This is a genomic window from Nocardia carnea NBRC 14403 (genome assembly GCF_000308515.1).
In the GTDB taxonomy this organism is placed as follows: Bacteria; Actinomycetota; Actinomycetes; order Mycobacteriales; family Mycobacteriaceae; genus Nocardia; species Nocardia carnea.
In genome coordinates, this window is the sequence record NZ_BAFV01000047.1 from 1 (window position 1) to 13,170 (window position 13,170).

11 protein-coding genes are annotated in these 13,170 nt (G+C 69.3%); 5 read left to right on the forward strand and 6 right to left on the reverse strand.

The genetic code is table 11. The annotated features are described in order from the left end of the window. Together ON22_RS16565 and ON22_RS38005 are read right to left on the reverse strand one after the other, a co-directional pair. The coding region (locus tag ON22_RS16565; protein WP_043740244.1) for a LysR substrate-binding domain-containing protein at nt 1-770 on the reverse strand (770 nt) is incomplete at its 3' end. 9 nt (nt 771-779) lie between these two features. Beyond that, entirely contained in the window at nt 780-3,632 is a 2,853-nt protein-coding gene (locus ON22_RS38005) for an FAD-dependent oxidoreductase (protein WP_063820597.1), read from the reverse strand. 176 nt (nt 3,633-3,808) lie between these two features. Between ON22_RS38005 and ON22_RS16575 the strand changes: the two genes are divergently transcribed. Continuing rightward, a complete protein-coding gene (locus ON22_RS16575) occupies nt 3,809-4,342 on the forward strand; it encodes a GNAT family N-acetyltransferase (RefSeq protein ID WP_033241520.1) in 534 nt (177 codons plus the stop codon). An 11-nt stretch (nt 4,343-4,353) separates the two neighbouring features. Here the strand turns inward: ON22_RS16575 and ON22_RS16580 are convergent, their stop codons facing one another. Both ON22_RS16580 and zapE read right to left on the reverse strand, forming a co-directional pair. Then, nucleotides 4,354-5,169: a tyrosine-protein phosphatase gene (locus tag ON22_RS16580; RefSeq protein WP_231507922.1), complete on the reverse strand. Its 816-nt coding sequence runs from the start codon at nt 5,167-5,169 to the stop codon at nt 4,354-4,356. 152 nt (nt 5,170-5,321) lie between these two features. After that, nucleotides 5,322-6,338, reverse strand: coding sequence for a cell division protein ZapE (gene zapE / locus ON22_RS16585; RefSeq protein WP_033241518.1), 1,017 nt, complete (start codon nt 6,336-6,338; stop codon nt 5,322-5,324). A gap of 35 nt (nt 6,339-6,373) precedes the next feature. Between zapE and ON22_RS16590 the strand changes: the two genes are divergently transcribed. From ON22_RS16590 to msrB, 4 genes are all read left to right on the forward strand, one after another. Continuing rightward, complete coding sequence (locus tag ON22_RS16590; RefSeq protein ID WP_033241517.1) at nt 6,374-7,138, forward strand: pyrimidine reductase family protein; 765 nt, start codon at nt 6,374-6,376, stop codon at nt 7,136-7,138. A gap of 109 nt (nt 7,139-7,247) precedes the next feature. Then, on the forward strand, nt 7,248-8,798 hold the full coding sequence (locus ON22_RS16595) for an alpha/beta hydrolase (RefSeq protein WP_033241516.1): 1,551 nt from the start codon (nt 7,248-7,250) through the stop codon (nt 8,796-8,798). 81 nt (nt 8,799-8,879) lie between these two features. Then, nucleotides 8,880-10,238 carry a glycosyltransferase family 87 protein gene (locus tag ON22_RS16600; RefSeq protein ID WP_081595620.1) on the forward strand — a complete coding sequence of 453 codons (1,359 nt, stop codon included), beginning with the start codon at nt 8,880-8,882 and terminating at the stop codon, nt 10,236-10,238. A 43-nt stretch (nt 10,239-10,281) separates the two neighbouring features. Then, complete coding sequence (msrB, locus tag ON22_RS16605; protein ID WP_051157713.1) at nt 10,282-10,734, forward strand: peptide-methionine (R)-S-oxide reductase MsrB; 453 nt, start codon at nt 10,282-10,284, stop codon at nt 10,732-10,734. Between the two features lie 92 nt (nt 10,735-10,826). On the opposite strand, the gene hemQ is transcribed toward msrB, so the two are convergent. Beyond that, a complete protein-coding gene (gene hemQ, locus ON22_RS16610; protein ID WP_033241515.1) occupies nt 10,827-11,522 on the reverse strand; it encodes a hydrogen peroxide-dependent heme synthase in 696 nt (231 codons plus the stop codon). Nucleotides 11,523-11,765: 243 nt separating this feature from the next. Next, nucleotides 11,766-13,133: a protoporphyrinogen oxidase gene (locus ON22_RS16615; RefSeq protein WP_033241514.1), complete on the reverse strand. Its 1,368-nt coding sequence runs from the start codon at nt 13,131-13,133 to the stop codon at nt 11,766-11,768. Nucleotides 13,134-13,170: the final 37 nt, after the last annotated feature.

Consider the following 13,170-nt stretch of genomic DNA (forward strand, 5'->3'; position numbering starts at 1 on the left):
AGACCCAATGCGGGCAGTGTCGTGTTCGCGACAACGGCCGGCGCCGGGCAGACCACCGCACCGGACCGCACGGCCAGCAGCGCGGTGGTGAGATCCGGCACAGTCGCCACGACCCGGCGGGTGCGGCCGTGCAGGGCGAGGCGGTCGTCGATGACGCCGCGGGCGATACCGCGCGGCGAGATACTGATATGGGCGGCCGCGGCATAGGCGGCGACGGTGACCCGGTCCGCGACCAGTGGATGGCCGGGCGCGGCGACACCGATGAGCCGGTCGCCGCGGACACGTTCCTCCCGGGTCTGCGGATCGGCCCGGTCGACAACCCCGACCTCGACATCGATACGGCCGTCCCGCAGTGCGCTCGCGGCCCCGGCAGCATCGGCCGGAACGAAACGGAGCGTGACGCCCGGAGCCTGCGCACGGACCGCGGTCAGCAGCGGCCCCGCAAGTTCGGGCAACACGGCATCGTCCACATGCAGCGCGAACCCCCGGACCAAGGCCGTGGGGTCGACGGTATCCGGTTTCGCCAGCAGCGCCCGGCCCTGTTCGACCAGTGTGCTCACCTCGAATCTCAGCTCGAGGGCACGCGGGGTCGGCACGAGCTCGCGGCCCGCGCGCACCAGCAGCGGGTCGCCGTAGACCCGGCGCAGCCGGGCCAGCGTGCGACTCATGGCGGGCGGTGAGGTGTTGAGCCGTTCGGCGGCGCGAGTGACGCTGTTCGTTTCGAGCAGCGCGTGCAATGCCACCAGCAGGTTCAGGTCGAGATCGGCCACCGCCGCGGGTCAGGTGCGCGGGCCGGCGCCGGGAGACGGCGCGGCGGTATCCGCCGCGTCCCCGGATTTCGGCTCCGCAGATTTCGTGCCGGACCCAGCAGATTCGGCAGGCGCAGTCGACTCGTCCGCCACAACCGAATCGGTCGGTCGCTCCGAGGATCCGCTGCCGGCATCGGCTGCGCCGGTACCTCCCGGAACGGAACGGCCCGACTGCTCGGCCGCACCGGGTCGGCCATCGGACGGCGGCGTGGCGGCGGCAGCGAACGCGGCGATCTGCCCGGTCGAGCCGGACCCCGCGGCGCCGACCTCGACCCGCGGCTCCGCATTGCCCTCCGCCTCGGCGGCAGACCCCTCCGTATCGTCGGCGGTCGTCGCCGCAGCCCGGGTGGTGGACGTGGTCGTGTTGTCCGCAGCAACGCCCGTTGCGGCCGAGGTGGTCACTGGGTCGGCCGGGCCGGGATCTCCGGCGGTTTCGGGTGCGGAAGGTGGTCCTGCCTCGGGTCGCTCGGCCTCCGTCCCGGCTGGTCCGGTTTTCTCCGCCCCGTCTTGTCCGATCGGTTGCGAAGCGCTGTTCGCACGCTCCTCCCCTGCCGGTTCGGCTGCTACGGATCCGCCGGTTTCCTCGGGCGTTCCGGCCTGTGGCCGAATATCACCCGTCGAATCGTCGGTGGGATCCGCGGGTTGCGGCGTCGGCGACTCGGTGCCTGCCTTTCCGGTAGAGCCGGGAGCAGGCACCGATTCGGGCTGCGCCGTGGCGGGTCCCTCGGCGAGGGACTGCGCGGTACGCATATCGATTCGCACCGTCGGATTGTTGGAACGGGCGGCGATTCCGGCGGCGCGCTGTTCGGCGGCTGCTCTGCGCTCGGCCTCGGCGGCGGCCTGCTGGGCGGCTGCGGACGGGGCCGCAGGGGTGGAACGAGGCGTTACCGCCGGCGTCCGGGGCGCCACGGGAGAAGACTGGGGCGTTACCGCCGAGGGCTGAGGAGCTACGGCCGCGGGCCGGGGCGCTACCGCGGGTACGGGGGTTGCCGGGACGAACTGGGAAGGGGCGGGTATCGGGCGGGATCCGGCGGGTGCACTGGCAGGGCGGACCTCGGGAACCGGCCGGGTGCGGGCGGTGGGGTCCACAGCGGGCAGGGTGGTCGTCCGGACCGCGCTCGCGGCGACCGCCTCCGGGATCCGGACGGTCGGTGATTCGGCGGCGGCCGCAGGGGCCTGGGGCTGTGGGGGTTGCGCTCCGGCAGGCAGTGGAGCGACCGCATCGGGCCCAGGCCCGGTGGGCATGCCAGGGGTTTCGGCGGGACCGTGCGGAGCAGCCTGCGCCGCGAGCGGAGCGGTAGCGGGATGAGCCGCGGCCGTTTCCGCGGCGGCGGGCGCGGTCGCCTGCATGCCGGGGCCGCGTTTGCGGCGCGACACCACCCGGTAGTCACCCGGGCGGACCGGGCGCAGCCACTGCGCGGTGCGCGCGCCGAACGGCAACCGGACCCCGATATCGCCCAGTAGTTCGTCGATATCGCGGATCGCGTCCGGTGTGATCGTGCCGTGCGCGTGACGTCCACTGGTGTGCTGGTCCAGCCAGCGCAACCGGGTATCGATACGTTCGCTCATGGTTTCGACCGGCGGCAGCGCCAGGTTCCCGGTGAGCAGGGCCGCGGTCCAGTGGGCACCGATTTCCGTGGTCACCGCACTGAGCAGCGAGGTGTTGTAACCGGCGAAGGTCAGATGCGGTACATCCAGCGGCAAGATCTGCCGGTACAACCGGAAATTGCCGTCGTCGTCGGTGAGCTGCCGCTGTACATAGGGCGTCAGGAACGGGACCCGCTGCTGGAAGCCGGTGGCGCAAACGACGATATCGGCCCGGACCCGCTGCCCGTCGGACAGTTCGGCGAACGGCCCGGCCGGTCCCCCGCCGAGCGCGATCACCTTGGTCTGCCCGCGCACGGTGAGACGTCCCTGGGTCACCTGTTCGGCGAACCCCTCCGTGGCGAGACCGAACGCGGCGTCATAGGCCTGTTCGAACCGACTGTCCGGGACGAGCCCGAGTTCGGCGGCTCCGGAGCGCTGCGCCACCAGCGCCTCGATCAGATCGAGATTGCTCTCCCGGAAGGAGCGCGCGGGCCCGTGCAGCAGACGTTCGATCCGGCCGGGTTCGGGGTGGCCGAAATGCGCGGCGCCGGTTCGGGTGAGCAGGATCCGTTCCGCGTCGATCCCGGTGGCGAGACGGCGCGGCAGCTTCCACAGCAGCCGGCGCGCGACCATCGTGGTATCCGCGGCGACCTTGCTGATCTCGGTGGCCAGATCCGCGGCCGCGGCGCCGTAGCCGACCACGACCACTGCCCTGTCACGTACGGCCTCCACATCGAGGAACTGGGTGGAATGGCCGAGCTGACCGCCCGCGCGGGCGAAGGCGGTCGCGCCCGCGAAGTCCGGGATCTCGGGTTCGCTGAACACACCGTTGGCAATGATCAGGTGATCGCAGGAGGTGCGATGTACCCCGTCGGCGTCGCGTATCTCGAGCAGCCAGCCGCCCTCGACCGGATCCGCGGCCACCACTTCGGTGCGCAGGCGTAACCGATCGGTCAGGCCGAAGGCACGCACGTAGCTCGACAGGTACTCCTGCATCCGTGCGCCGTCGAGCACCCGTGGGTAGTCGGCAGGCATCGGATGGTCGGAGAAGTGGTAGGTGTTCTTGGTGCTCTGCGCCCGCAAGCCCGGGTAACGGCGAGTCTCGCTCCACACGCCGCCGATATCGGGGGCGCGATCGAACACTTCGACCGCGAACCCATCCTCAGTCAGGACCTTCGCGCAGACCAGACCCGCGATACCCGCACCGACGATTGCGATGCGGTTCCCGCTCCTCATGGGCGAGAGATTACGTCGGATGCGTCCGGCAGCAAAGCCGGAGATCGCATTTCGGCCATCGCCGCAGGTCGCGAGGAGGCGGCGCGACCGGCACCGGTGGCTGCCGGCGGGACCGGTCGCGGCAGGGCGACCAGCGCACATGCCGTTCGCCGGGGCCGCTGTGGTCTCATTGAACTATGACCACTGTCACCGTGGACCGGGCCGGACTGTGGGACGCCGAAGCGCTCAGCGATGTCGCTGCTGCGACCTTCCCGCTCGCCTGCCCGCCGGGTACCGATCCCGACGATATCGGCGTGTTCGTCGCGGACGTGCTGTCCGGGGAACGTTTCGGTGAATACCTGTCCGATCCGGCCCGTACCGTGCTCAAAGCGGTCGCCGACGACGAGATCGTGGGGTACGCCATCCTGAACGGGGGAATACCGGACGATCCCGCGGTGGCGGCGGCGATAGCGCTCGACCCGGTACTGGAGATCAGCAAGCTGTATGTCCTGCCCGGTCACCACGGCGCGGGGGTATCGGCCGCGCTCATGCGGGCGTCGCTGGAACGGGCCCGCGGTGCGGACTACGCCGGTGTCTGGCTCGGCGTGAACCAGCAGAACCTGCGCGCGCAACGTTTCTACGCCAAGTACGGCTTCGAGCAGGTGGGCACCAGAACGTTCACCGTCGGCCGCCAGGTACACCACGATTACGTGCTGCGCCTGGCGTTCTGACCGCGGCGGTATCAGTCGAGCATGCGCGTTTTCAGCGCGTCGATCTCGGCGGAGCTCAATCCCAGGCCCTCGCCGACGTAGCGGTCGAAACTGCCGTAGCTGCGCTGCACCTGGTCGAACGCCGAATCGAGCCATTCCTGCTCGACCCCGGCCAGCCCGTCACCCGGCGCGGCATGGCGGTAATGATTGGACAGCAGGAAATCCGCGGTAACGGTATCGCGGTCCACGCCGAGAACGGTGAGCAGCACCGCCGCCACCCAACCGGTGCGGTCCTTGCCCGCGGTGCAGTGGAACAGAACCGCTCCCCCCTGGGGATCACGGCCGCTCTCGACGATATCCCGCAGCACCGCTGCCACCGCCTGGTTCGCGCCCGGAGCGGTGATGAAGGCCCGGTACAGATCGGACCCGCCGGCCAGGGTCGACATGAGCTCCGGCAGCGGGGCGGCGCCGATCACGTCGTACCAGTTGGACCGGGCGCCCGCCGGAATCCGGTCGGGGGCGAGGGCGCGCTCGTACACCGTGCGCAGATCGTCGACCTCCCGGACGCCCAACCGGGTCAGTTCGGCCAGGTCGGCCGGGGTGAGATCGGTGAGCTGATCGGTGCGGAAGGCGATTCCGGTGCGGACGGTCCGGCCGTCGGCAGTGCGGTAGCCGCCGACGTCGCGGGCGTTCGGGGCACCGGTCAGATGCAGCGACCGGTCCACCTGGAGCACTTCGGCGGCGGCCGGCGGATCGGCGAGGCCCACCGCCGTCGCGGGACCGAACGCGACCAGCAGGCCCGCCAGTACCGCGGCCGGTACGGGCGCGCAACGATGAACCATGGCCATGGCCGGACTCCCCTCGATATTCGACAGCATCCCCCGAGGGGCGCCCGGTTCAGCAAACCAACCGCGAGCCACGAGGTCAACCACGTATCGGCGTGGCGCCGCGCGTCCCGGACGACGACAGGAGCCCGTGCCCGACTGTCATTCGATGACGGTCAGGCCGCGACCTCGAACCGGGACAGCGCCAGCAGCCGGGAGATCGCACGCAGATACTTCTTTCGGTACCCGCCGTCGAGCATCTCCTGGGAGAAGATCTCGTCGAGTTTCGCCCCGGATACGGTGACGGGCGTACCGGCGTCGTAGAGCCGGTCGGCGAGTACCACCAGGCGCAAGGCGACGGCCTGGTCGGTCACCGGATGCACACCGGAGATCAGCACCGCGGGTACGCCGTCGATGAGTGCGCCGTACTTGGACGGATGCAGGGTGCTGAGGTGCTGCAGCAGGGCGTCGAAATCGTCGAGGGTCGCGCCGGGTGTCGACGCCGCGCGATCCGCCAGTTGTTCCGCACTGCTCGGTTCGGGAGCGGGCGGCAGATCGCGGTGACGGTAATCGGGGCCGTCCACCCGGACCGCCTCGAAGATCGAGCCCAGCTTCTTGATCTCGCGCAGGAAATCCTGGGCGGCGAAGCGGCCTTCCCCGAGCTGCCCGGGCAGAGTGTTGGACGTGGCCGCGATGGAGACACCGGCCGCAGACAGTTCGGTGAGCAGCCGGGACACCAGCATGGTGTCGCCGGGATCATCCAGTTCGAACTCGTCGATGCACAGGACACTGTTGGCCGACAGCCGCTCCACCGCGTTGGTGAAACCGAGCGCGCCCACGAGGTTGGTGAGTTCGCCGAAGGTACCGAACGATTTCGGCGCCGGAGCGCTGTGGAAGATCGAGGCGAGCAGATGGGTTTTGCCGACACCGAATCCGCCGTCGAGGTACAGGCCCGCACCCTGGACCGGCTTCTTCTTGCCGAACAGCGATTTCTTGTGCGAGGCCTTGTGGATGGCGGCGACCTTGCCGGCGAATATGCGTCCCGCGGCCACCGCCGCGGCCTGGCTCGGCTCGTTCGGATCGGGAATGTAGGTGTCGAAACCGACCTCGTCGAACATGGGCGGCGGCACCATCTGGGCGACCAACTGGTCGGCGGGGACCTCCGGGCGGCGGTCGACGAGGCGTTCTTGCATGAATGCAGCCTAATGACGTGGTATGAGCTGTTGTTATGCAGCGTAGCCCCGATGCGATCCAGCTCACAGACCTCGACAACGAGGCCCTGACCGATCTGTACGCCTATCCGGCCGAACCGGAACGGAGTTGGCTCCGCGTCAATTTCGTCGCCAGTATCGACGGCGCGGTGACGGGCACGGGCGGGGTCTCGGAATTTCTCGGCACACCGGCCGACAAACGAGTGTTCCATCTGCTGCGCGAACTCGCCGAGGTGGTACTCGTCGGCGCGGGGACCGTCCGCGCCGAGAACTACGGCGGCGCCCAGACCGACCCGCACTTCCGCCGCGACCTGTCCCTCCGGGGCGTGGGCGGCCATCCGGACGGCACCCCGCCGCCGATCGCGATCGTCACCGCCTCCGCCGCGCTGGATCCGGCGCACCGGGTGATCACCACCGCTGTCACCCCCACGCTGATCCTGACCACCGCGGCCGCACCGTCCGCATGGAAGCGGGCGCTCACGGACGCGGGCGCGGAGGTGCTCGAGGTCGGGGACCATCTCATCGAGCCGCATGCCCTACCGGCCGCGCTCGCCGCCCGCGGGCTACGGCGCGTCCTGTGCGAGGGCGGGCCGCAGTTGTTCGGGGCGCTGGCGGGAGCAGGTGCCGTCGACGAACTCTGCCTGACCACCGCACCGCTGCTCATCGGCGGCGGGGCACGGCGGATCGCGGTCTCACATGAGGAATTCGCCCGTCGGATGACTCCGGCGCATGTGTTGTTCGATACCGACGGAACGGTGCTCACCCGCTGGGTCCGGGCCTGATCCCGGCGCCGAGGCCCGGCGGGTGACTCCCTGCGGCTCCGGCAGAGTCGCGCACGCCGGTGGTGTCCCGCGCAGGCGAACCCGGAGCGGACCTGGCAGGCTGTAACGCATGCGCTGGACTCGGGCAGTGGTGCCGGCCTCGGCACTCTTGATCATGATCGCCGGCTGCGGCGCCGGACCGTCGGACCGTCCGCACGTCGCCGTCGAACGTCCGCCGGTACCAGGCGATTCCGCTCCCTCGGCCGAGGTTCCGCCGCCGCCCGCGGCAGAGGTTCCGAAAAACGAGCTGGCCTGGCGCGACTGCACCCGGGAAACATTCGACGAGCTCGGCCTGGGGCCCGGCCCCACCGGCCTGGTACTGGAATGCGCGGATTTCTCCACCCCGATCGACACCGCGGGCACGGTACGCGGCAATTTCCGTGCCGGTGCGCTGCGGGCACGCCTCCCGCAGACCCCCGCCGACGCACCCCCGCTGGTCCTGACCTCCGGTGTGGACCGCTCGTCCACCGCAACCCTCGCGGGCATGGTCACCGGGCCCGCCGGTGCACTGCTGGCCGCACAGCCTGTCGTCGCGGTGGACCGCCGCGGTATCGGCAGCTCTCAGGCGATCGACTGCCTGCCCGACGAGATCCGTTCCGGTCTGCAGGACAACGCGCAATTTGCGCCGGGGGGCGACCCGGTGGCCGCCATGGTCGACATGTCCCGGAACGGGACCATCGCGTGCCGGGATTTCCTGCAGCCCTATGACGGCACCTTCGATGCCGCACATGCCGCCGACGATATCGAGCAACTGCGCCGAGAATGGGATGTCGAGCATATTGCGCTCCTGGGCACGGGCAGCGGCGCTCAGGTCGGCCTCGAGTACGGGCGCAAATACGGTGATCGGCTCGCCCGGCTGGTCCTCGACTCCCCCGCACCTGTCGGCGTGGACGCCGTCACCCGCACCGAAACCACGCTGCAAGGTGCGGAAGCGGCATTGAGCGCGTTCGCGCAGCAGTGCGCCGGGATCGCCTGTTCACTCGGCCCCGACCCGCGGGCGAAGGTGACCGAACTGGTCGGCAAGGCGGCCGCTGGACAGCTCGGCGACATTTCGGCAAACGCGGTCCGTACCGCGGTGACCGGTTTCCTCGGCAGCCCGCGCGCCGACCAGTCGAGCCGGGTCGCCGAACTGGCCGATGCGCTGTCCGCGGCGGACCGGGGTGACCGGGGCCCGCTGCAGGCGATTATCGACCGGCAGCAGACCGCCACCGCCGGTGACGGCCAGTTCGTCAACAGCTGCACCGATATGCCGCAGCCGCCGCCCGCGCCCCAGGTGACCGATCTGTCCGCGATCTGGGCCGAAAAGTATCCCGCGTTCGGCCGATCGGCCGCGGTGTCGATGCTGGTCTGCTCGGCGTGGCCGGTGACCGAGGCGTCGCCCGCACTGGAGAAATTGGAGCTGCCGGTACTTGTGCTGTCCGGTGTCGGCGACCCGGTCACCGGCGCCGCCCAGGCCTCTGTGACCGGCGCGCTCGGCGCCGCCGGCGCCCGGCACTCGACCATGATCTGGCAGGGCTGGGGTCATCCGGTCAGCGCCCATTCCGGTTGCGCGCAGACTGCTGTCGTCGAGTACCTGAAGGACGGCAAACTCCCGGGCGACGGAACCGCCTGCCCGGCCTGATACCCGTTCGCCCCGCCGGGCCCGAGGTGCGTCTGACCGGCGCGTCGAGGGTGGGTCCCGGCAACACCACGGCACCGTCCGGTGTACCGTGCCGTGGTGTTCCTTCGACAGCTCGAGCCCCGCACCGCTCGAACCACCGCCGACGTGATCCGGTTCGCGCTCTGGCCGCTGGCAATCATGACCGTGCTGAACCGGGTGTTCATCAAGGCTGTCAACGGTTTCGTCACCGACGACTACAAGCCGGTGTATCAAGCCTCGCTGGATTTCCTGAACGGGCGTGAGGTCTACACGGCGAATTTCGATTCGGTCGACCCGCACTACCTGTATCCGCCCAGCGGCACCCTGCTGATCGCACCGATCGCGGTGATCGACTACGAGAAGTCGCGCTGGCTGTTCATCCTGCTCAATGCGGTCGCGATCCTCATCGCCTGGTATCTGCTGCTCAAGCTGTTCAACTACACGCTGCGGTCGATCGCCGCACCGGCGCTGCTGCTGGCGATGTTCATGTCCGAGACGGTGATCAACACTCTGGTGTTCACCAATGTCAACGGATGCCTGCTCCTCGCCGAGATGCTGTTCCTGATCCTGCTGCTACAGAGACGCGATCTCTGGGCCGGCGTGATACTCGGCTTGAGTATGGCGGTCAAACCGACCCTCGCGCCCCTGCTGTTGATAGCCCTGGTGCGCAAACAGTGGACATTGGTCGCCACGGCGGTGGCAGTGCCCATCGCGCTCACCGGTATTGCCTGGCCGCTGTCCAAGGATCCGGAGGCGTTCTTCTCCCGGACCACCCCGTACCTGATGGAGACCCGCGACTACTTCAACAGCTCGATCCCGGGCAACGCCGAGTACTACGGGTTGCCGCCGTGGCTGATGTGGGGCATCCGGGGGACCATGGCGGTCCTGGTGCTGATTTCGCTGTGGATTCTGTACCGGTACTACCGCAAGGACGAACTGTTCTTCGTCACGACCGCTGCGGGTCTGCTGCTCACCGCCGAGTTCCTGCTCCTGTCGCTCGGGCAGATGTACTACTCGATGCTGCTGTTCCCGTTCCTGATGTCGGTGGTGCTGCGCAATTCGGTCCTGCGCAACTGGCCGGCCTGGCTGGCGGTATTCGGGTTCATGTCCTACGACAAATGGCTGTCGGACCGCTGGCCCGATATCGGGCGCAACCTCGAGTACCTGCGGATCACCTTCGGCTGGGGTCTGCTGCTGATCGTCGTGTTCTGCGTCCTCGGTGACCGGTACCTGGCAGCCCGCCGGGCCGGCCGGCTGCCACATCTGGACCCGGAGTGGATGGCGACCGCACCCGATTCCCGGGAGACCACCGATGCACCCGCAGTCCCCAGCGGCGGCCTGGGCGAACGCCCCGGCACCCGGCCTGCCGATCCGGCACCGGTCGCGTCCCGGCTCGCCGAACCCCAGAGTGTGCGCGGCTGAGCCGGTACGAGACGCGGCGGCGGGAACGTATTAGCGTGGAGGCATGAGTTCCGACGCGGACACCACCGATACCTCCCTGCCCGCCCCGAAAATCCAGCTGACCCCGCAGCAGTGGCGGGCGAAACTGGATCCGATGGAGTATGCCGTGCTCCGGGAAGCCGGCACCGAGCGGCCGTTCACCGGTGAATACACCGACACCACGGCCGAAGGTGTGTACAGCTGCCGGGCCTGCGGTGCCGAAATCTTCCGCAGTTCCGAGAAGTTCGAATCGCACTGCGGCTGGCCGTCGTTCTTCGATCCGGCGGATTCGGACGCGGTGCTCTTACGCTCCGACGAATCGCTCGGGATGCGCCGTGTCGAAGTGCTGTGCGCCAACTGCCACAGCCACCTCGGACACGTCTTCGAGGGTGAGGGATATCCGACACCCACCGACAAGCGGTATTGCATCAACTCGATCTCGCTGCGGCTGCACCCCTCGACCAGCTCAGCGGAGTGAGCTCCCCGTTTGCCGATCGGTACGTTACGTAACGACCGCCCGGTTCACATGCCCCCATTTTCGGGGGCCTACCGGGCGGTCGGTATCGACCGTCAGGGCAGCGCGGTGACGAGCTGCTCGATCTCGACCCGCGGGCCGGTGAAGAACGGGGTCTCCTCCCGGACGTGCATACGCGCCTCGGTGGCCCGCAGATCGCGCATCAGATCGACGATCCGATGCAGTTCCGGCGCCTCGAATGCGAGAATCCACTCGTAGTCGCCGAGAGCGAACGAGGCGACGGTATTGGCCCGCACATCCGCATATCCGCGGGCTTCCTTACCGTGATCGGCCAGCATCTTGCGCCGTTCCTCGTCGGGCAGCAGGTACCACTCGTAGGACCGGACGAACGGGTACACGCAGATGTAATTCCCGGGATCCTCCCCCGCCAGGAACGCCGGAACATGGCTCTTGTTGAACTCCGCCGGCCGATGCAACGCCACATTGCTCCACACCGGAGTGCTGGCCCGGCCGAGTTCGGTGGTCCGCCGGAAATCCGCGTAGGCGGCCTGCAGATCCTCGACCCGCTCGGCGTGTGTCCACACCATGAAATCCGCGTCCGCGCGCATACCGGCCACGTCGTAGACGCCGCGGACCACCACGTCCCGATCCGCGAGACCGTCGAAGAACGCGCGGGCCTCCTTGATCGCCGCCGCCCGGTCCTCACCCAGCGCACCCGGCCGCACCTGGTACACGGAGAACATGAGATAGCGGATGGTGGAGTTGAGAGCCTGGTAATCGAGTCGCGCCATATCCCTATCGTGCCACCTGAACGGAACCGGACCGTCTCCGAGTATGTAATCTGCGTCGCCCGGCCGTGTCGATTCACCGCGGTTTCCAACGGCGCCGGTTCGGCTCCGGTCTCGATTCGTCACTTCACCGCTGTACACCCATTCCCTGACTCCGGAATCGCGACGACCACCGGACGACCGGGGCCGACGGACTGCACGTGTGGGTATCCCGATGGCGGCATCTCGGCGGAGCGACGCTCGCAGTCACCGGCCTGTGGAAGCCGCATCAGTGCACGCCGCGGCGATCCGGCGGGCCGCGGCGGTGGCCGAGGCGACGCAGGCCGGTACGCCCACACCGTTCAGATACGCGCCGGTCACTGCGAGATCGTCGAGGCCCGCCAGTCCGGCCTCGATTTCGGCGACCCGCTCGGTATGACCGGGCGCGTATTGGGCGAGCCCACCGGGCCAGCGCTGCACGACCGCCGAATTCGGGGTGATGGCCGCACCGGTCACGGTGGCGAGGTCGGCCGTGGCAGCGGCGACGAGGTCGGTATCGGAGAGCGCGGTCGTGGTGTCGTCGCCGAAGCGCCCGAACGAAACCCGGACCACCGCGGTGTCACGAGCGGCCAGATGCGGCCACTTCCGGCTCGACAGTGTGAACGCCTTGGCCCGCAGTGGTTCACCCGTCGCCACCAGCACCCCCGAGTTCTGCGGTAACGCGGTGTCCTTCGGCAGCTCGAGGACCACGAGCGCCGACGAGGACAGTTCGATTCCGGCAGCCGCCCGTGCGGCCGCCGGGGCCGCCTCCGCCAGCAATCGGGCGGTCACCGGCGCCGGGGTAGCGAGTACCACGGCGTCGAACTCGCCGACCGGGTCCACCCGCCAGCCGCCGGGCACCCGGAGCAGGGAGTCGACCCCGGTATCGCGGACTGTGGTCGCCGCGGTCTGTTCGGCCAGCGCGCGGATCAGAACCCCGTAACCGTCGCGCAGGGCACCGAACACCGGGGCGCTCGACGGCGGCGGCAGTGTCGCCGATACCGCGGCGGTGAGACTGGTGGCGCCCCGGTCCAAGGCAGCGGCCAGCGCGGGCAGGGCCGCGCGGAGACCGATCGAGCGGGCCGTGCCCGCGTAGACGCCGCCGAGTAAGGGGTCGACACTGCGCGCCACTGTCTGTGCCCCGAACCGGTCGGCCACCAGGGAATACACATCGGTATCCGCGCCAGGCCGCCAGCTGAAGGGCCGGGTGGGTTCGTCGGCTATCCGCGCCACTGTGTCCGCATCGAGAAGCCCTGCCACCGAGTCGGGGCCGGAGGGAATACCCATCAGCGTCCGTTCCGGTAGCCGATACGTCCGCCCGCCGGCCCACACCAGTGGCCGCAGCCCGGCCGGATGCACCAGCTGGTCGGCGATCCCCAGCTCCCGTAACAATGCCGGGACCTCCGGCCGCCGCCCCACGAACGCTTCCGCCCCCAGATCGACCGGTTCACCACCGACCGCTTCCGTCCGCAGCACACCGCCCAGCCGATCACGTCCCTCGATCACCGTGAGTTCCGCCGAGGCGCCCAGTGCCTGCCGCAGCCGGTACGCCGCGACGAGCCCACTGATTCCCCCACCGACCACCGCAATTCTCATACCTCCGACCGTAACCGTTATTGCGCCGTGCGCAGCA